At 59.0% G+C, this 18,043-nt stretch carries 19 protein-coding genes; 8 read left to right on the plus strand and 11 right to left on the minus strand.

Annotated features, from left to right (window positions below; all coding sequences use genetic code 11):
* Positions 1 to 87: 87 nt before the first annotated feature.
* Complete coding sequence (locus I9182_RS00595; protein ID WP_348540366.1) at positions 88 to 1,707, minus strand: hypothetical protein; 1,620 nt, start codon at positions 1,705 to 1,707, stop codon at positions 88 to 90.
* Positions 1,708 to 1,914: 207 nt separating this feature from the next.
* Here I9182_RS00595 and I9182_RS00600 point away from each other — a divergent pair, with 207 nt between their 5' ends.
* Entirely contained in the window at positions 1,915 to 2,622 is a 708-nt protein-coding gene (locus I9182_RS00600; protein WP_209504284.1) for a thiamine diphosphokinase, read from the plus strand.
* Here the strand turns inward: I9182_RS00600 and I9182_RS00605 are convergent.
* Genes I9182_RS00605 through I9182_RS00620 form a run of 4 tightly spaced genes read right to left on the minus strand, consistent with a single transcriptional unit; the run spans position 2,567 to position 6,040 of the window.
* Positions 2,567 to 3,481, minus strand: a complete 915-nt coding sequence (locus I9182_RS00605; protein WP_209595846.1) for a DMT family transporter — start codon at positions 3,479 to 3,481, stop codon at positions 2,567 to 2,569. The two genes, I9182_RS00600 and I9182_RS00605, sit on opposite strands and share 56 nt — an antisense overlap.
* A gap of 45 nt (positions 3,482 to 3,526) precedes the next feature.
* On the minus strand, positions 3,527 to 3,943 hold the full coding sequence (locus tag I9182_RS00610) for a GFA family protein (RefSeq protein WP_209595847.1): 417 nt from the start codon (positions 3,941 to 3,943) through the stop codon (positions 3,527 to 3,529).
* Between the two features lie 20 nt (positions 3,944 to 3,963).
* Complete coding sequence (locus I9182_RS00615) at positions 3,964 to 5,337, minus strand: L-serine ammonia-lyase (RefSeq protein WP_209504281.1); 1,374 nt, start codon at positions 5,335 to 5,337, stop codon at positions 3,964 to 3,966.
* A 1-nt stretch (position 5,338) separates the two neighbouring features.
* On the minus strand, positions 5,339 to 6,040 hold the full coding sequence (locus tag I9182_RS00620) for a glutathione S-transferase family protein (RefSeq protein WP_209595848.1): 702 nt from the start codon (positions 6,038 to 6,040) through the stop codon (positions 5,339 to 5,341).
* Positions 6,041 to 6,207: 167 nt separating this feature from the next.
* Between I9182_RS00620 and rpiA the strand changes: the two genes are divergently transcribed.
* The 6 genes from rpiA to I9182_RS00650 all read left to right on the plus strand — a co-directional run bounded on the left by rpiA (position 6,208) and on the right by I9182_RS00650 (position 12,409).
* Complete coding sequence (gene rpiA / locus I9182_RS00625) at positions 6,208 to 6,996, plus strand: ribose-5-phosphate isomerase RpiA (RefSeq protein WP_209595849.1); 789 nt, start codon at positions 6,208 to 6,210, stop codon at positions 6,994 to 6,996.
* Between the two features lie 124 nt (positions 6,997 to 7,120).
* Positions 7,121 to 8,479, plus strand: a complete 1,359-nt coding sequence (gor, locus tag I9182_RS00630) for a glutathione-disulfide reductase (RefSeq protein WP_209595850.1) — start codon at positions 7,121 to 7,123, stop codon at positions 8,477 to 8,479.
* 72 nt (positions 8,480 to 8,551) lie between these two features.
* Positions 8,552 to 9,694 carry an FtsH protease activity modulator HflK gene (gene hflK, locus I9182_RS00635; protein WP_209504277.1) on the plus strand — a complete coding sequence of 381 codons (1,143 nt, stop codon included), beginning with the start codon at positions 8,552 to 8,554 and terminating at the stop codon, positions 9,692 to 9,694.
* A gap of 3 nt (positions 9,695 to 9,697) precedes the next feature.
* Positions 9,698 to 10,594: a protease modulator HflC gene (locus tag I9182_RS00640; RefSeq protein WP_209595851.1), complete on the plus strand. Its 897-nt coding sequence runs from the start codon at positions 9,698 to 9,700 to the stop codon at positions 10,592 to 10,594.
* The gene (locus I9182_RS00645) at positions 10,594 to 10,788 is read left to right on the plus strand and encodes a DUF2065 domain-containing protein (RefSeq protein WP_209504906.1); all 195 of its coding nucleotides are present in this window, start codon (positions 10,594 to 10,596) and stop codon (positions 10,786 to 10,788) included. Before I9182_RS00640 ends, I9182_RS00645 begins: the two co-directional genes overlap by 1 nt.
* A 181-nt stretch (positions 10,789 to 10,969) precedes the next feature.
* Positions 10,970 to 12,409, plus strand: coding sequence for a Do family serine endopeptidase (locus tag I9182_RS00650; protein WP_245220476.1), 1,440 nt, complete (start codon positions 10,970 to 10,972; stop codon positions 12,407 to 12,409).
* 218 nt (positions 12,410 to 12,627) lie between these two features.
* Here the strand turns inward: I9182_RS00650 and I9182_RS00655 are convergent, their stop codons facing one another.
* From I9182_RS00655 to I9182_RS00675, 5 genes are all read right to left on the minus strand, one after another.
* Entirely contained in the window at positions 12,628 to 13,296 is a 669-nt protein-coding gene (locus I9182_RS00655; RefSeq protein ID WP_209595852.1) for a Crp/Fnr family transcriptional regulator, read from the minus strand.
* Between the two features lie 114 nt (positions 13,297 to 13,410).
* Positions 13,411 to 14,016 carry an inner membrane-spanning protein YciB gene (locus tag I9182_RS00660; protein ID WP_209595853.1) on the minus strand — a complete coding sequence of 202 codons (606 nt, stop codon included), beginning with the start codon at positions 14,014 to 14,016 and terminating at the stop codon, positions 13,411 to 13,413.
* A 16-nt stretch (positions 14,017 to 14,032) separates the two neighbouring features.
* Complete coding sequence (locus I9182_RS00665; RefSeq protein ID WP_209595854.1) at positions 14,033 to 14,935, minus strand: EamA family transporter; 903 nt, start codon at positions 14,933 to 14,935, stop codon at positions 14,033 to 14,035.
* An 88-nt stretch (positions 14,936 to 15,023) separates the two neighbouring features.
* A complete protein-coding gene (ftsY, locus tag I9182_RS00670; RefSeq protein ID WP_209595855.1) occupies positions 15,024 to 16,166 on the minus strand; it encodes a signal recognition particle-docking protein FtsY in 1,143 nt (380 codons plus the stop codon).
* A gap of 58 nt (positions 16,167 to 16,224) precedes the next feature.
* The gene (locus I9182_RS00675) at positions 16,225 to 16,863 is read right to left on the minus strand and encodes a lysoplasmalogenase (protein ID WP_209504270.1); all 639 of its coding nucleotides are present in this window, start codon (positions 16,861 to 16,863) and stop codon (positions 16,225 to 16,227) included.
* A gap of 140 nt (positions 16,864 to 17,003) precedes the next feature.
* On the opposite strand from I9182_RS00675, the gene I9182_RS00680 reads away from it, so the two are divergent.
* Positions 17,004 to 17,399 carry a hypothetical protein gene (locus I9182_RS00680; RefSeq protein WP_209504269.1) on the plus strand — a complete coding sequence of 132 codons (396 nt, stop codon included), beginning with the start codon at positions 17,004 to 17,006 and terminating at the stop codon, positions 17,397 to 17,399.
* Here the strand turns inward: I9182_RS00680 and I9182_RS00685 are convergent, their stop codons facing one another.
* On the minus strand, positions 17,400 to 18,041 hold the full coding sequence (locus I9182_RS00685; RefSeq protein WP_209504268.1) for a glutathione S-transferase family protein: 642 nt from the start codon (positions 18,039 to 18,041) through the stop codon (positions 17,400 to 17,402).
* Positions 18,042 to 18,043 lie beyond the last annotated feature (2 nt).

Genomic DNA, 18,043 nt, shown 5'->3' on the forward strand with positions numbered 1-18,043 from the left:
GTCATTCAGGACGGGCGTTTGGTCCAAGGGCCAAAAGCAAAAAGGCCGGGGGTTAACCCGGCCTTGCTTGATAACCTTCAAGCGTGATCAGCCTACGGCACGCTCGTCATCGGGGCGAAAACCGATCAGGTTGGACGCCGCAAAACGCCCGCCCCCGGCCTTCTCAATCTTACCATCGCGCAGCAACTGCCCAAAAGAACGCAGGCTTTCTTCGCGATTGAACTCATCCTGTTTCAGTGAACGCACTTTGTTCATCAGCTGCGGGCGCGAAAACTGCTCCTGACCTTCGATGAAGGACAGATAGGCGGCAGCCGCTTCCAGAAGATCAGGCAGAGATTGCGCACCCTGTTCCTGTGCAAACTGTGCGAAACCGCCTTCCTCGGACCCGGATGTTTCCTGGTCTGTAGTGACACGACGTGGCGAGACCGGGTTTGCGGATGTTCCGTGCTCATCCACCCGTTGCTCGGCCACCAGCTTGAGCGGTGCCGGAGCTTCCGGTGCCGGACGCATGCTGGTCACCTTGATTTCGGGTCGCCGTGGGCTGACCACGGATGCCAGATCACCGCGGTATTCTTTGTCGGCCGCCTCTTCCGAGCGTGCCTGACCGTCGCGGTCGGCTTCGGTTGCAGCGACGGCGGTGCGCAGGTGCGAATAGGTTTCGCGCGCATCGCTGCTGCTGGGGTCATCCATATGCTCGCCGGTCTTTGCCATAAGGCGCGACATATCCTGATCGGGATCCGCATCGTCCGCCAGTTTTTGGCTCGAACGACCGGACAGGTGCTGTTCGATTTCGGAAATTTCGGTCAGCAGGTGCATTTCGTCGTCTGCGGTCAAAACACCCTGTGCCAGATCGTCCTCGACCGGTTCATCGTCGGATTCAATTGCTACGTCTTCTACGTTGAGGATGTTGGGGGCATCCTCTTCGTCGAAATCGTCTTCGGCAACGTCTTCGAGATCAACCAACAGAGGCGCGGCGGCGGACTGATCCGCCACCGGCGCGTCTTCGATCTCGTCGATTTGCAGGGGCTGGGGGGTCAGGGGCGCCTGCAAGTCAACGGTTTCTTCGATCTGAGTTTCAGCAACTTCGGGGATCAGCGCATCAACTGTCTCAGCCGCTTGTGGTTCCGCGGCCTCCTCGTCAAGCGCCTCGTCAACCGCAGGTGCCGCCAGTTCTTCGGTTTCCTGGGCTTCAGGCTCTTTGGGTTCGGCAAAGTCATCCGCGCTGAGAGCACCAGCCTCAAACGCGGCGGCCACAGCATCTACCGGAGGAGCGGATTTGGCCAGCAGAGACGAGTCTTCGTCTTCGGAATACTCGGCAGCGGGCACATCGGAATGAGAGACGACCGCGCGAATACGCTGCAGTTTCGCCGCGATGCTGTCAGCAGCCGGGGGCGGGGTGTCTGCGACAGGTTCTGCCTCGGCGAACCCGGTCTGCGCAGAGGTCGGTTGTGGCTGAACATGAGCGGGAGTTTCGGCTACATTGACCGCGGCCGTGTGCGGGGCCGGTTTTTCAGCAGCAACTGGCGCTTCGGTTGTCTGAGTGGCACGCAGCAACAGGCCGGATTCGTTCTGACGGGCTTCGACGCGCTGTGATGCATCACGCCGGGCGATGCGGGTCAGCATTTCGGCATCAGGTTGCGGGGGTTCCGAACCGAAGTACCGGTCATCCGCTGCGAGATCGCGGAAATACTCGGCGATGGCTTTCATCGTTTCAAAGGAATCATCAAATCCTTCCAAAGTGCAGGAGAAGGTTCCATATGAAACGGTTAATACCTTGTTATTCTGTACCATCAGACGCACGTCCTTTACAAACTACGAGAGCCCACTTACCCGGAATCGGGAGCACACGAAGGCTCTGAACTTTATGCATGAACCTATCATTTTGTGGTCTTAATGTGTCCAAATCCGGGAAAAATGGCCAATCTTAGGAAAATCGAGCCAATTGTACGCTCTATCGATCCAATCGGGCTGTTCGGAGGGGGATTTATCGGATCTGGAGACCTGAATCTGGTGCTGAATCGCGTCAATTCGGTCGTTGCCGCCGATGGCGGAGCGGACATTTTGACAGAATCAGGCCGGATTCCCGATGCGGTGATTGGTGACTTCGATTCGCTGAGCAAAGCGACGCAAGCTAAAATTCCCACGGATCGCCTGTTTGCCATCCGCGAACAGGACAGCACCGATTTCGACAAGGCCCTGCGCAATCTGCACGCTCCTCTGGTTCTGGGGGCTGGGTTTCTTGGCGGGCGACTTGATCATCAACTGGCCGTTCTGAACGTTCTGGTCCGGCGGCAGGATCAGGCCTGCATATTGCTGGGCGAACGTGAACTGGTTTTTCATGCGCCGCCAGAGATCAAGCTGCCGGTTGCGCCCGGCGATGTGGTCTCGCTGTTTCCGATGCAGCCGGTGACGGGGCGCAGTACCGGGCTGGAATGGCCGATTGATAATCTGGCCTTTCAGCCGGACGGGCAGGTGGGAACATCCAACCGTGCACTGGCGCCTGTCGAGCTGAAGATGGATGGGCCGGGCCTGCTGGTGATGATCCCGCGCACAGCACTTGATCCGCTTATGCAGGTGTTTCTGTCGGGGCAGACCGGGCGCTGGCCCGCTCGCGCAGAATGACGTACAGGCCTGCGGCAATGGTGATGACGATGCCAGCCGCAGCCAATCCATCGGGCAGGTCGTTGAAAATCACCCATCCGATCAGGGTTGCAACCGGGATTTCCAGATATTGCATCGGGGCCAGTGTGGCAGACGGCGCATAGCGCAGTGACCACGTCATCAGCAGATGCGCGACCGTACCCAACACCCCGATCGCAATCAGCAGCCAGTTCAGATCGCTGGATGGCAGGGTCATCGAGAGCTCTTGAATGTTCATTTGCGTGCCAATCAGAAGGAGCGGTGCCAGAAGGATCGTCGCAAATACGCCGGACACGGCTTGCAACGACACCGGATCGGTCTCTTTCGCGACTTGACGTGTGACCAGCATGAACAAGGCAAAAACCACGGCAACGATCAGTGGCAGCAACGCAGGTGCACCCACCTCGGCAAAGCTGGGTTGAATGACCAGCAATGTGCCGATGAACCCAACGACGCAGGCGGCAAGACGGCGGGAACCGACCTCTTCCTCCAGAACATATTTGCCCAGCAGCAGCATGATGAATGGCATGACAAAGGCAATTGCAACGGCATCCGCCAAGGGCAGGAATTGCAGCGCGCTGAACATGGCCGAAATGCCGATGATATGCAGCAGCGTCCGTAGCAGGGTCAGCCGCAGGATGCGGCCGCGCATCCGCCAGGGTCGCCCCGTCACCGCAACCAGGGGGATCAGGATCACCGCTTGCACCGCGAAACGCACCATGACCAGCAGACCCAGCGGTGTGGTTTCACCCAACAGCTTCGCCATCGCATCCCCCAAGGGTGCGAGCACGCAAAAACCAAGCATCAAAAAGATGCCAAAGACGGGTCTGTCCTGGGTCATGAGCGCGACGCTATCTGTTTCGCGACGCAGAGGGAAGCGCTGTTGTCAGCGGTCGGGCAGGGGATGAACCTTGGTGTAATCCGGCCCGATGCAGGTGGGCAAACCATCCTCCAATTTCAGCCATTTCAGCTTTTCTTCATGCGCGACATGCAACGTAGGTTCCAGTGTGTCAGGAGAGTCCAGTGTCGCGACATAAAGGTGCATCACATCCGACATGGCGGTTGAACGGAAGGACATTGGCGTGCCGCAGTGCGGGCAGAAGCTGCGCTCGACACCGGGAGAGGAGTTGAAACGCTTGGGCTCTTCACCGGTCCACCGCCAATGGCCATCCCGAACTCCGAAATACGTTGTCATCGGCGCTGCGCATTGGCGACGGCAACTGTCGCAATGGCAGGTGACGCATGAAAGTACCGGAGGGTCGACTTCGAACCGGATCTTGCCGCACAGACAATGTCCACGCATGTCGCCCCTCGCTTTCTGTTTCAGCAATTCGGTACGTTCACAGCCAGACCACCCAGCGACGTTTCCTTGTATTTCTCATGCATGTCATGGCCGGTCTGGCGCATCGTCTCGATCACTGCGTCCAGCGGCACGAAATGCTGACCGTCCCCGCGCAAGGCCAGCGAGGCGGCTGAGACCGCTTTGATGGCCCCCAGCCCGTTACGTTCGATACAAGGAACCTGAACCAAACCGGCAACAGGGTCGCAGGTCATGCCCAGATGATGCTCCAGCGCGATCTCAGCGGCATTTTCCACTTGCTCGGGGGTTCCCCCCATCACGGCGCAAAGCCCGGCTGCCGCCATGGCAGCCGCGCTGCCAACTTCGGCCTGACATCCCGCTTCGGCACCCGAGATCGAGGCGTTGTATTTCACCAACCCGCCAATGGCCGCTGCGGTCAGCAGGAAATCTTCGATATGGCTTTCGGACGCGCCCGGTACGTGATCCAGGTAATAGCGCAGAACAGCGGGCAGAACACCTGCGGCCCCGTTGGTGGGCGCGGTGACAACCTGCCCGCCCGCCGCGTTTTCCTCGTTGACCGCCATGGCATAGACGCTCATCCAGTCGTTGATCGTGTGCGGCGCGGTCAGGTTCATGCCGCGTTCGGCCATCAACGCATCATAGATGCCTTTCGCGCGGCGGCGCACTTTCAAACCGCCCGGAAGGATGCCGTCGGTGGTCAAGCCGCGTTCGATACAGGCATTCATGACGTCCCACAGGCGAGCCGAGCCTTTGGCAAAACTGTCGGCGCAGCCCCTCGCGATCTCGTTCGCGCGCTTCATCCCGGCTATGGTCTTGCCACTGGATTTGGCCATCTCAAGCATTTCTGCGGCGGATTTGAACGGGAACGGGACCGGGTCGCCTTCATCGGTGTCTTTCCCTTCGGCCAGTTCTTCCTCGGTCAGGACAAAGCCGCCGCCGATCGAATAAAACACCTGCCGCAGGATCACATCGCCCTGTGCGTCGGTGGCCATCAGGATCATCCCGTTGGCGTGCCCGGGCAAATTGTTGTCGTAGTCAAAGATCAGATCCGCCTTGGGATCGAACTGAAGCGTCGGCAGGCCTTCGGGCGTTACGGTGTGCGTGCGGGCGATATCGGCCAGCGCGGCCTCGGCCTTTTCGTTGTCATAGGTGTCGGGAACAAAGCCCGCCAGACCCAGAATGGTCGCCCGATCGGTCGCGTGGCCGACGCCGGTGAAGGCAAGCGAGCCGTGCAGCGATCCTTTCAGACCGGTAAATTCAAAGGGGGACGCGCGCATCATGTCCAGAAAGCGCGCCGCGGCCACCATCGGGCCCATTGTGTGCGATGAAGACGGGCCAATGCCCACTTTGAACATATCGAAGACAGATAGGAACATATCAGATAGCCGAGCCTTCCGGGGGATTAGCGTAAGTAGGGGATGTGAAGGGTGTAACGCCCAAACCTTCCGCAGCGATTGCCGAACGGGTGGCAGGGCGTGTCTCAAGGTGCAGAAGCATTTTCAGCAGATGCGGCGTGTCGGCCTGTTGATACCAGCTGCGGTCAGCACTTACTGGGTACAGGGCCATCCAGCGCATCATGCAGGCGACATAATAGGTCAGAACCGATGGGACACCTGCGCGAAACCACTCAGGTCCGCGTTGCGCCAGCGCATCCAGCAGCCGCAGGTGCTGCTGCAACCGGGGTCGGATGCCCGCGCGCAGCGTGTCGGCCTGAAAGGCGTCTATGTATTTTTCAGCGTAGAACAGGATGCGCAGATCCGCATGCAACGTGTTGGACGCGAAGAACAGCCATTTCAGAAAACCGGCGCGTTCAGGATCATCTGCCGCCGGGGCCAGTTGACCATGGCGTTCTGTCAGCCAAAGCAGGATCGCCGCGGTTTCAAAGATCGGGCCCTGCGGCGTTTCCAGAACCGGGATCAGCCCGTTGGGATTAAGCGACCGGTACGCGTCGCTGTCCTGCTCGTTCTGGCGGCGGTCCACCAGCACGGTTTCATAAGCCACGCCCATCTCGTCCAGCGCCAGCCGGATCACCAGCGAGGCGTTGTCAGGGGCATAGTGCAGGCGGTACGGCGTCAACATGCGCGCAACTTACAGCGCAAAGATGTGGGTGTAAGACATGATTGCGACTTTTCCGACAGGAAACGCGTAGTCCTGAGACATCTTAACACCCGTCGGATCGCAAAATGGGGTCGCAGTCGCCTGACGCATTCCCTATAACTCCGTCAGAATAAACTGGGAAAGCTGCCATGACCAGAGATCTGTCGCCAATCGACACCGCGAAATACGTTGCCGCGTTCCGTGCCGCCGACATGGTCGAAGACGGGATGCGCGTCGGTCTTGGCACAGGATCGACAGCCGCCTGGCTGGTGCGCCGCCTGGGCGAACGGGTGCGCGAAGACGGCCTGCGGATCAAGGGTGTTCCAACCTCGACCCGCACGGCGCAGCTTGCCCGCGAGGTTGGTATCGACGTCATCTCACTGGATCAGGCCGGTTGGCTGGACATGACCATCGACGGCGCGGATGAGTTCGATCAGGACCTGAACCTGATCAAGGGGGGCGGCGGTGCGCATCTGCAGGAAAAGATTGTGGCCACCGCCAGTGACCAGATGATCGTCATCGCCGATGCAGGCAAAGAAGTTGAAACTCTGGGGGCCTTTCCGCTGCCCGTCGAGGTCATTCCCTTTGGCTGGCAGACAACGCGCACATTGATCGAGGAAGCGCTGGATACGATGGATGTGCTTGGGACATCCTCGGCGCTGCGCATGAATGGCGAGGCTCCGTTTGTGACCGATGAGGGCAACCACATCCTTGACCTGCACCTCAAGCGCATCGGCAACCCGCGCCAGATGGCGCTGATTCTGAACCAGGTGCCCGGTGTTGTGGAAAATGGCCTGTTCATCGACATCTGCGACAAGGTCGTGATCGGCCATGGCGATGGCCGGGTCGAGCTGCGGGATATCAACGCGGGCACAGTTGCGATGGATCAGCTGCTCAGCGGATCGCGCGATAACCTGTTTTCCGATTTTTCGGACTGAGTATCGTGCAGGTCCCTCCGGCAAGTGGCTATGAAAGTTCGAATTTTCCACGCCGGGGGTTGGCACAGGGTTTTTTACGCCCAGATATCCAGAGAATTTTGCAAGTTGAACGAAGGAACCCGGCATGAGCTTTGACTATGATCTTTTTGTCATCGGTGGAGGTTCGGGCGGGGTCCGCGCGGCGCGTGTTGCGGCGGGTGAAACCGGTGCCAAGGTCGCGCTGGCCGAAGAAGACCGGTATGGCGGCACCTGTGTGATCCGGGGCTGCGTACCCAAGAAGCTGATGGTCTTTGCCAGCGAATACTCGGGCATGGTCGGGGACGCGCAGGCCTATGGCTGGGACATTCAGCCCGGCGCGTTCAACTGGAACAGTTTTCACGGCAAGCTGGTGGCCGAGCTTGATCGGTTGGAAGGGATATATCGCAATATCCTGAAGAACAACGGCGTCGAAAGCTTTGACCATCGTGCGCGCCTTGTGGATGCCCACACGGTCGAGCTGGCCGACGGAACCCGCAAAACGGCCAAACACATTCTGATCGCCACCGGCGGTCGCCCGGTTGTTCCGGATTTTCCGGGCTCGGAACTGGCGATTACCTCGAACGAGATATTCCATTTGGACAAACTGCCTGAAAGCATCCTGATCGTAGGTGGCGGTTATATCGCCTGTGAATTTGCCGGGATCATGAACGGGCTAGGGGTCAGGACGACTCAGTTCTATCGCGGCGCACAGATTCTTCGGGGTTTTGATGACGAGGCGCGTGGACTGATCAGCGAAGAAATGTGCCAGAACGGCATCGACCTGCATCTGGGCACCAATGTGCTCGAGATGAAAAAGCAGGGCGACAAGATCTGGGTCAAGGCCACCAACGGCTCCGAGCAGTGTTTTGATGTGGTGATGTACGCCACGGGCCGTGCGCCGAATGCCGATAACCTTGGGCTGGAGGCTTTGGGCGTTGAACGCGGCCGTAAGGGCGAGATCATCGTGGATGAATACAGCCAGACCGCTGTGCCCTCGATCTTTGCCATTGGCGATGTGACGGACCGGGTGAACCTGACACCGGTTGCGATCCGCGAGGGGATGGCCTTTGTGGAAACCGTGTTCAAGGGCAATCCGACACCGGTGGATCACGACTTGATTCCGACCGCGATCTTCACTCAGCCTGAGATGGGAACTGTCGGCCTCAGCGAAGAAGAGGCAGCAGAACAGGAACCGATCGAGGTTTATGCCACATCTTTCAAGCCGATGCAGAAATCCTTTGCTGGCGGCACGCAGCGGGTACTGATGAAACTCATCGTCTCTCAGGCCACGCGCAAGGTGCTGGGTTGCCATATTGTCGCCCCCGGTGCCGGCGAGATGATCCAGCTGGCGGGAATCGCTGTAAAGATGGGCGCGACCAAGGAAGATTTTGACCGAACGGTTGCAGTTCACCCGGTCATGGCCGAAGAACTGGTGACAATGCGGCAACCTGTGCGCACGGCTTGATTTGCAAGCGCGCGCACACACGTTACAAGGGAACCCGTGATCACACGGTCCAAAACGAAGGAAAAGATACATATGGCGGGCAATAGCGGAGGCCCCTGGGGGGGCGGAGGCTCATCCGGTGGCGGAGGAAATCGGGGTAACAACGGGGACGGGCGCAAGCCCCCCGAAAGCGATGGTCCGCATATTCCCGAGATCGACGAACTGATGAAAAAAGGCCAGGAGCAGCTGCGCGTTCTCATGGGCGGTCGTGGTGGTTCTGGCCGCGGTGGCCGTAGCGGTCAGGGCGGCGGTGGCCCGGCCTTTACCAAGGGCACCCTGCTGCTGGGCGGCGTCGCCGCTCTGGTGATGTGGGGCGTGGCCAGCGCCTATACGGTCAAACCCGAAGAACAATCGGTCGAGCTGCTGTTTGGTCGCTTCTCGGGGATCGGTACAGAAGGTCTCAACTTTGCCCCATGGCCGGTTGTGACGGCCGAAGTTATTCCGGTGAAGGTCGAACAGACGGAAACCATCGGCTCGGGTGGTCGTGGAAGCGATGCGGGTCTGATGCTTACGGGCGATGAAAACATTGTCGATATCGATTTTCAGGTGGTCTGGAACATCTCCAATCCGGCAGATTTCCTCTTCAACCTGCGCGATCCCAGACAAACGATTCAGGCGGTTTCGGAATCAGCGATGCGCGAAATTATCGCGCAATCTTCGCTTGCGCCGATCCTGAACCGCGACCGTGCGGTTATCGCGGAACGGCTTGAGGAGCTGATTCAATCCACGCTCGACAGCTATAGTTCAGGCATCAATATTGTTCGTGTGAACTTTGATGGTGCCGACCCACCAGAACCGGTCAAGGACGCATTCCGCGAGGTTCAGTCAGCGGGTCAGGAACGTGACCGGCTTGAAAAGCAGGCTGATGCCTATGCCAACCGGGTTCTCGCCGGTGCGCGCGGTGAAGCGGCACAGGTTCTGGAAGAAGCCGAAGCCTATCGCGCCCAGGTCGTGAACGAAGCACAGGGTGAGGCCAGCCGCTTCAGCGCGGTTTTGGCGGAATACGCCAAAGCACCAGACGTGACGCGCAAGCGTCTGTATCTTGAGCGGATGGAGCAGGTTCTTGGCGACGTAAACAAGATCATTCTGGATGAGAATGCCGGTGGGCAGGGGCAGGGCGTTGTCCCGTATCTGCCGCTGAACGAATTGCGCCGCAACTCGGGCGAGGGGAACTAAAAGATGCGTAAATCAACTTTTGTTCTGCCCGTCATTTTTGTTCTTGTAGTGGCTGCGCTGTCGTCGATCTTCATCGTCGACGAACGTGAAAAAGCACTGGTTCTGCAATTCGGTCGCGTCATTGATGTCAAGGAAGATCCGGGTCTTGCGTTCAAGATTCCGGTCATTCAGGAAGTCGTCCGCTATGACGACCGTATTCTGAGCCGCGAGGTCGGACCACTGGAGGTGACACCTCTGGATGACCGCCGTCTGGTGGTTGACGCATTTGCACGCTATCGGATTACCGATGTGCGCCAGTTCCGCGAAGCGGTGGGTGCGGGTGGCATCGATACCGCAGAACAGCGGCTGGATTCCATTTTGCGGGCGAAAACGCGCGAAGTTTTGGGTTCCGTCAGCTCGAACGATATCCTCAGCTCGGATCGGGCGGCGCTGATGCTGCGCATCCGCAATGGGGCCATTACCGAAGCGCGTGATTTGGGTCTTGAAGTGATCGACGTCCGGCTCAAACGCACTGACCTGCCGCAAGCCAACCTCGAAGCCACTTTTGCGCGTATGCGTGCCGAACGCGAGCGTGAAGCGGCAGATGAAGTGGCCCGTGGTGAGGAAGCCGCACAGCGTATCCGCGCGCAGGCCGATCGTACGGTGGTGGAACTGGTGTCGGATGCCCGCCGCGAATCTGAAATTGTTCGCGGTGAGGCCGACGCCGAACGCAACGCGATCTTTGCGGATGCCTACGGAGCAGACCCCGAGTTCTTTGAGTTCTACCGCTCTCTGTCTGCCTATGAAAATGCGCTTCAGGGAGGAAACAGCTCGTTGGTGCTAAGCCCGGATTCGGACTTCTTCAACTACCTCAGCTCGCCAACAGGTCGGCGGGCACCGGTGGCGGCGCCGTCCGAATGATGGGTATGATCCTTCTGGCCTTCGGGCTGGTACTGATTGTCGAGGGGCTGGCCTATGCGCTGGCCCCTTCGCTTATCGAACGGATGCTGGAGGCGCTGCGCGCCATGCCCGAACAGGGCCGGCGACTGGCCGGGTTGCTTTGTGTTGTCAGCGGTTTGATCCTGCTCTGGGGGGCATATCAACTGGGCTTTTGACGGGGCGGTTTCACGTGCGGGTGATTTCCCTGCGATCCCGAGTTGCTCACCGGGTTAAACTGACTACATTGGGAACTAAGAAAGGCCGAAACAGGCCTTGGCAAGATTGTCGACAAGGAGAGCTCAAGTGCAGGCGAAAGCGCGCAGTTTATCCGTCCGGTGGGACGACGTGAGTGTTTGGATGCGGCTGTTGTGGCTGGCCTTTGCCGGTACGCTGCTTGTGCTGGCGCAGTCGGTTTCCGCTCAGGCCAGAGGTGAAAGCCTGGCACCCTTGGCGGAAAAGATCAGCCCGGCTGTGGTGAACATCACCACAAGCACCCTGATCGAAGGTCAGACAGGCCCACAGGGTATCGTGCCCGAGGGGTCTCCGTTCGAGGATTTCTTTCGCGAGTTTCAGGATCGCAATGGCGGCAATGACAACAGCCCGCCCCGACGCAGCAACGCCCTTGGGTCGGGTTTTGTGATCTCTGAAGATGGCTTCATTGTCACCAACAATCACGTCATTGCGGAAGCTGATGAAATCCTTGTGGAATTCTTCCCCGGCGACGGGCAGCCCAAAAAAGAACTGGTGGCCAAAGTCATCGGAACCGATGAGAAGACCGATATTGCACTGCTCAAGGTCGAAGCGTCCGGCCCCTTGAAATACGTGCAATTTGGCGACAGCGACGTGGCGCGTGTGGGGGACTGGGTGATTGCCATGGGCAATCCGCTGGGCCAGGGCTTTTCTGTATCCGCTGGTATCGTATCGGCCCGCAACCGGGCGCTCAGCGGATCATATGACGATTACATCCAGACGGATGCGGCGATCAACCGGGGCAACTCGGGCGGTCCATTGTTTAACATGGACGGCGAAGTGATCGGCGTGAACACAGCCATCCTGTCACCCAACGGTGGCTCGATCGGCATCGGCTTTTCGATGGCATCAAACGTGGTGGTGAAGGTCGTCGATCAGCTGCGCGAATTTGGCGAAACCCGGCGCGGCTGGCTGGGTGTCCGCATTCAGGACGTGACCGAAGACATGGCCGAGGCCATGGGGCTGGAGAAACCCGGCGGCGCGCTGATCAGCGATGTCCCAGAAGGCCCCGCCCAGGAGGCCGGTCTGAAAGCAGGCGACGTGATCATCAGCTTTGACGGTGTCGAAGTTGAAGACACCCGTGGTCTGGTCCGTCAGGTCGGTGAAACAGAAGTCGGCAAAGCCGTCCGGGTCATTGTACACCGTGATGGCGGCACGCAAACAATTCTGGTCACGCTGGGACGCCGTGAGGACGCAGAAAGCAAAGACGATGACGAAGAAGAAACGCAGGAGGCTCCGGTCGAAGAAAACGCCGATATTCTCGGGCTGACCATCTCCCCGCTCACAGATACGCTGCGCGCGGATATGGGATTGGACGCAGATGCCCAAGGTCTGGTGATTTCGAATGTTGACGAAGCGTCTGAGGCTTACGCGAAAGGGTTGCGCGCGGGTGACCTGATCACCGAAGCGGGTCAGCAAAAGGTGGAAAGCATCGCGGACCTGGAAGCCCGAATGGACCAATCGCGAGAGGCTGGGCGGAAATCCCTGTTGCTTTTGGTCCGCAGGGGGGGCGAGCCGCGATTTGTGGCGCTAAGCCTGGAAGAGTGATTTGAAAAGGCCGGGACAAGCGCCCGGCCTTTTTCATTGCCTGAACACCTGAAGAGGCATGCAGAAAGAAAATGAGCCATACGCAGTAATTGCGTATGGCTCAGATACAGGGAGAGATCAGTGGACAGATATCGGGGATGATTCTCTGACCTCCTACGGTAACAACTTCACCTTAGGTCAACACAAACCCTCTCGTATGTGAACCAGATCACACTGGTTCAGATAAGTTCGGAATCGGCCAGTTCCCGCAATGCGTCGAAATCCTGAATCAGCAACCCGCCGCGCGAGGATTCGACAATATTGTCGCGTTTCCAGATCGAGATCGTCTTGGAAACGGCCTCGCGCGTGGCCCCGACAAACTCGGCAAGTTCGCTCTGCGACAGGGTGATGCGCTGCGACGGGTCGTCCTGCAATTCCGACAGATGCAGCAGCTTTCGTGCCAGTCGAATGGGCATGGGCAAAAAGACCTGCTCGTTCAGCTGCAACCCCATCCATCGCATCCGCAGCCCGGCCAACCGGATCAGATCCACAGCAAGATCAGGCTGTTTTCTGATCTGGTTCATGACGTCATTGCGACGCACACGCAGGACGCGCGATGGCTCGGCCGCCGCAATGGTTGCCGTGCGCGGGCCGTTGTCAAACAGCGCAATCTCGCCAAAAACTTCACCTGGGCGCATCAGCGTCAGCGTCAGCTTTCGACCGCTCATCGCCAGAAAGGACACTTCAAGCGTGCCTGCCAGAATGGCATAAAGCGAATCCCCTTCATCGCCTTGTTCGAAAAGGGTTTCTCCTTGAGCCAGCGAGATGTCGGTCGCTTGCGCCGAAAGCATCTCTCTAAGCCCGTCGGAGGCTTCGGAAAGGAAGCCGCTGGTGGGAAAGGCCGTCATGTATACACCGATCTTGGGCAAGGTGTGAGTGTGGGTGGTGACACAACTTCCCATAGCTCGGCGGCTAAGCCAAGAATTTTGTTTGATTTTGCAGGTATGGCGACGTCAGAACAGCTATTTCTGTTCCGGGTCGTCCATATAGCGTTGCAGGATGCTGAATTGCAGCATCAGGAAGGCCATCAGCGCAATGGGAAATCCGAAGGTTTCGATCTTGACCCAAAGGTCGGTCGACATGGTGCGCCAGACAAACTCGTTTGCCGCGGCCAGAACAGCGAAACAGGCGCAAAGGCGGCGTGTCAGAATCATCCAGCCTTCGTGCTTCATAGGCAGCATTTCATCCAATACGTAGGCCAGATAAGATTTCTTTTGCAGCAACCCGATGCCAAGGATCAGGGCGAACAGGCCATAGACAAGCGTGGTTTTCATCTTGAAAAACCGCTCGTCATTGAACCATGCGGTCAGGCCGCCGAAGAAAATGACCATGAAGGCCGTGAAAATCTGCATCCGGCTCAGTTGGCCGGTGAGGTACCACAGGATACCCATTGCCCCCAGCATCAGGGGGACGAAGATAATCGTCGCGATGATAAAGCCGGAATATTCGGTGCCACCGATCAGAAAGCTGTCATCACGCAAGCGCAGGTAGATGAAGAAGAAGGCCAGCGGCGGGCCAAGCTCCAACGCCTGTTTCAGAAATGGGTTGATGTCTTTTTTGCCTGTCATCGGTATGTCCTGCTGCTTACCCGCCCATTTCAACTATTACGGCGCCGAGTGCAATCAATGCCATCAATGCAATGCGCCTTGGGCCAACGGTTTCCTTCAGGACAAGCCAGCCGATCAGCGCCGCAAAGACGGTTGAGGTTTCGCGCAGCACGGCGGCTTCTCCGACTTTGTCCAGTCGTGTGGCCAGCATGATCGACCCAAATGACAAAGGCGCGATGATCCCGCCGGCCAGACCCCGCAGCATCAGCGGGCCGGGCGCAGGGCGATGCGTCATCGCGCGCCATCTGAGGAAGGCATAGACCGGCATGGCCGCACCGTCGATCATGAAGAACCAGGCCAGAAATGTGAACGGGTCGGCGGTGGCGCGAATGCCATAGGCGTCATAGGTGGTGTAGAGTGCGACAAACAGGCCCGTGATGATCGCCAGTGTCAACGCGATGCCCAGCGTATCCCTGTTGGTTTCCAGGAACCTGAAGTTGTAGGCGGCCAACCCAAATATTCCGGCCAGCAGGGTTGCGACGCCCAGCCATTGAACGGCCGAGAATGTTTCGCCGAACAGAAGATAGGCACCAATGACAGTGAACAGCGGACCTGTCCCGCGCACCACGGGATAGACGACAGTGTAGGACCCTTTGGTGTACGCTGCGGCTTGCAGCGTCTTGTAGGCAATGTGGATCAGCCAGGCGAGGGCGAAGATCGGCCACATATGAGGTTCAGGCCAGGGCACCACGAAAAAGGCAAACGGGGCGGCCATCAGACCATAGCTGGCGTCAATGGCGCCACGGGACAGCCATGGATCATGGCGGCCTTTCTGCAGCGCCCCGAACGCGGCGTGCAGGAAGGCAGCCATCAACGCCAGTGCCAGCGCCAGTTGGTGACCGGCTTCGGTGCCTTCAAGTGAGATCAGCCAGTTGCTCAACTACGCAAACCTTTTGCCGGGCGGAGAGGGGTGGTGGCTGTCTGCCCCCACACCCCCGAGGATATTTAGGGCCAGATGAAGAGGCGGATCAGCCTTTGTCGAGCCCGGTCAGGGCGGCGGCGAATTCTTCGGGGTCGAAGGGGGCAAGGTCATCGATTTGCTCTCCCACACCGATAGCGTGGATCGGCAGGCCGAACTTGTCGGCCAGAGCGACCAGCACGCCGCCCTTGGCGGTTCCGTCCAGCTTGGTCATGATCAGGCCCGAGACATCGGCCAGCTTGCGAAAGGTTTCCACCTGGCTCAGCGCGTTCTGGCCTGTGGTGGCGTCGAGGACCAGCAAGGTGTTGTGCGGCGCGGTATCGTCAACCTTGCGGATGACGCGGACGATCTTGGCCAGCTCCTCCATCAGGTCGGTGCGGTTTTGCAGGCGTCCGGCGGTGTCGATCATCAGCAAGTCCGCGCCTTCGGCCTGAGCCCGGGTCAGCGCGTCAAAGGCGAGGCTGGCGGGGTCCGAGCCCTCGGGCGCGGTCAGAACCGGAACCCCGGCGCGGTCGCCCCAGACTTGCAGCTGTTCGACGGCCGCAGCACGAAAGGTGTCACCGGCGGCGATGACGACTTTTTTGCCAGCCTGCTTGAACTGGCTGGCCAGTTTGCCGATGGTCGTGGTCTTGCCCGAACCGTTGACACCGACGACCAGCACCACTTGTGGACGTTTGGGATAGATCGGCAGAGGCCTGGCCACAGGTTCCATCACGCGGGCCACTTCCTGCGCCAGCAACTGTTTGATTTCCCGGGTCGAGAGTTTGCGTCCAAAGCGTCCCTCGGCCATGTTCGAGGTGACACGCAGGGCGGTGTCGACGCCCATGTCAGAAGCAATCAGCAGCTCTTCGAGCTGCTCGAGCATATCGTCATCCAGCGTGCGGCGCATTTCTGTGGCAGCGCTGCCGCGGCTGAACAGGCGGTTCAGGATGCCTTTGGATTCAGGGATTTCTGGTGGCGGGGCAATGGGCTTGGGGTCCGCCGGGGCGGGGGCAGGTTGTTCAGGCGGTTCCAGAGCCGGTTCAGTGGTCGGGATTTCGGGAACCGGTTGCGGCGCGGGCTCAGGTTCGGGGAGGACAGGGTCGGGCGCGGCGGTTTCCTCGCCACCATCCTCGACGATGGCGTCCAGCCCCTGTTCGAGGCGGGATGAGGATTTGAACAGCTTGTCCTTTAGCTTTGAGAAAAACGCCATATTTGGTCTCCGCAGGTGTTCCTTTCACCTAATGCGGATTTGCGGCAGTTGCAAAGGGTCACGCAAAAGCGAAGACGAAACCAAATTGCGCGCCCCAGTAGAGCGGCCAGATCAGATAGGGCGTCAGCTTGTGGGCGGGATGGTTCGCAGACAGCAGGAACTTTTCCGTTGCAAGGATCAGATCGGACGCGATGAAGGCGATTGCAGCAGGGAACGCCCATCGCAAGGCACCTGTCTGGGGCAGGGCCAGCACGGTGATCCCCATGCCAAGGATGATCGGTATATAGGCCAGAACAGGGCCTTTCAGGTCTCCGGCGCGGGGGGCAAGCAGGGTGGCCATGACAATGCCCAGAATGACCAGAGACCACACGATCGCGGGGGCATCCCAGATCAGGCTGGCGGAACTGGCGGGATGAGACAGGAACAGGGCGATATAGGCGAGATGCCCGGCGGCAAAAGCGGCAATGCCGGCCATGAACGTGGCATCCGTTTCACGCGACAACAACGCGTCCCCGGTCGCGCACAGGGCAAGCGCAACGACCAGCATCCATGGGCCGCCTTGCAGAATCGCAATGGCTGCCAGCATGGCGACCGAGGCGGTCTTCAGCACAGTGCGCAAGGAACCGGCCGGTCGGGCCGTCAGGGGCAGGTATCCCAATGCGCAGCCTAGGGCGATCCAAAAGAGAAGGGTTGTCATGTGACCTCACCGCGGTTTTCGAATACCTTCATCCCGAGCGCGGCATATAATCAAGCGCTTACGTGGAGTTAAGCGTGTTTCCCCAACCCCTGGCCAAAGGGTGAATGGCATAGCGGGATCGCATCTGACACAATGGGCATATGTTCCGAGCGCTGATGATTCTCGCCTGTTTTGCCACGCTGCCCGCTGCGGCCCAAACCCCTTTGTCCGGCCCCGAATTCGACACCTATACGCGGGGCAAGACCCTGTTTTACGGGTTCGAAGGGCAGGTCTACGGGGTCGAACGTTATTTGCCCAACCGCCGCGTGATCTGGTCTTTTCTGGATGGCGATTGCAAGGAAGGTGTCTGGTATCAGCAGGAAGAGCAGATTTGTTTCATCTACGAAGACCGGTTTGACCCGCAATGCTGGGTCTTTACGCGATCTGGCGGTGGCCTTGTCGCGCAGTTTGAAGGCGACCCGCAGGCGACCGAGCTGTACGAGGCGGAAGATATCGGGGAAGAAATGGTGTGTTATGGCCCCGATGTCGGGGTCTGACTAGGTCACTCGAAGCTCATCATAGCTGAGCATGACATGCTCCTGATACGGGCGTCTTTCTGTCAGCTTTTCGTAATAGCGACGCAGGTTTGGCAGGAGCGCGCGGGATATGCCGATGTCGTAATAGCGGTAAAGGATATGTCCCAGCTGAATATCGGCCAGCGTCAGATCGGACCCGCACAGGTAGGTGTTTTCTGACAGCCGGGTGTCGGCAAGTTCCAGTTTGCTGTCCAGTGCGGCAACGGCCTGCTCAATCGCGTGTTGGTCCTGCTGCGCCGGGGCCGTCCGCACAACCTGCCAGAACACGGGCACTGTGAAATCCATTGCGACATTGATCTTGGCCCATTCCGCCCATTTGTCGATTTCGGCCCGTTGAACCGGGTCGCGTGGCCAGAAGGCATTCCCGCCATAGGCATTCGCCAGATAGCGCAGGATTGCGCCGGTCTCCCACAGCGGTGGGTTATTGCCATCCTGTAATACTGGGATGGTGCCGTTCGGGTTCAGCTTGCGAAAGGCATCGGTGTCCAGCCCGCCGAACCTGTGCCCTGCATCGTGGCGATGACAGCGCAGATCCAGCTCTCCGACGCACCACATCAGGGCCTGAACATTCGATGACGTTTTGCGGCCCCAGATTGTCAGCATGG

It is taken from the genome of Ruegeria sp. HKCCSP351, assembly GCF_017872535.1.
GTDB lineage: Bacteria > Pseudomonadota > Alphaproteobacteria > Rhodobacterales > Rhodobacteraceae > Ruegeria.

Coding starts and splice junctions, on each gene's coding strand:
- I9182_RS00595 (WP_348540366.1), bottom strand. CDS start 1,707: ATGAAAGCCATCGCCGAGTATTTCCGCGATCTCGCAGCGGATGACCGG.
- I9182_RS00600 (WP_209504284.1), top strand. CDS start 1,915: ATGGCCAATCTTAGGAAAATCGAGCCAATTGTACGCTCTATCGATCCA.
- I9182_RS00605 (WP_209595846.1), bottom strand. CDS start 3,481: ATGACCCAGGACAGACCCGTCTTTGGCATCTTTTTGATGCTTGGTTTT.
- I9182_RS00610 (WP_209595847.1), bottom strand. CDS start 3,943: ATGCGTGGACATTGTCTGTGCGGCAAGATCCGGTTCGAAGTCGACCCT.
- I9182_RS00615 (WP_209504281.1), bottom strand. CDS start 5,337: ATGTTCCTATCTGTCTTCGATATGTTCAAAGTGGGCATTGGCCCGTCT.
- I9182_RS00620 (WP_209595848.1), bottom strand. CDS start 6,040: ATGTTGACGCCGTACCGCCTGCACTATGCCCCTGACAACGCCTCGCTG.
- rpiA (WP_209595849.1), top strand. CDS start 6,208: ATGACCAGAGATCTGTCGCCAATCGACACCGCGAAATACGTTGCCGCG.
- gor (WP_209595850.1), top strand. CDS start 7,121: ATGAGCTTTGACTATGATCTTTTTGTCATCGGTGGAGGTTCGGGCGGG.
- hflK (WP_209504277.1), top strand. CDS start 8,552: ATGGCGGGCAATAGCGGAGGCCCCTGGGGGGGCGGAGGCTCATCCGGT.
- I9182_RS00640 (WP_209595851.1), top strand. CDS start 9,698: ATGCGTAAATCAACTTTTGTTCTGCCCGTCATTTTTGTTCTTGTAGTG.
- I9182_RS00645 (WP_209504906.1), top strand. CDS start 10,594: ATGGGTATGATCCTTCTGGCCTTCGGGCTGGTACTGATTGTCGAGGGG.
- I9182_RS00650 (WP_245220476.1), top strand. CDS start 10,970: ATGCGGCTGTTGTGGCTGGCCTTTGCCGGTACGCTGCTTGTGCTGGCG.
- I9182_RS00655 (WP_209595852.1), bottom strand. CDS start 13,296: ATGACGGCCTTTCCCACCAGCGGCTTCCTTTCCGAAGCCTCCGACGGG.
- I9182_RS00660 (WP_209595853.1), bottom strand. CDS start 14,016: ATGACAGGCAAAAAAGACATCAACCCATTTCTGAAACAGGCGTTGGAG.
- ftsY (WP_209595855.1), bottom strand. CDS start 16,166: ATGGCGTTTTTCTCAAAGCTAAAGGACAAGCTGTTCAAATCCTCATCC.
- I9182_RS00675 (WP_209504270.1), bottom strand. CDS start 16,863: ATGACAACCCTTCTCTTTTGGATCGCCCTAGGCTGCGCATTGGGATAC.
- I9182_RS00680 (WP_209504269.1), top strand. CDS start 17,004: ATGTTCCGAGCGCTGATGATTCTCGCCTGTTTTGCCACGCTGCCCGCT.
- I9182_RS00685 (WP_209504268.1), bottom strand. CDS start 18,041: ATGCTGACAATCTGGGGCCGCAAAACGTCATCGAATGTTCAGGCCCTG.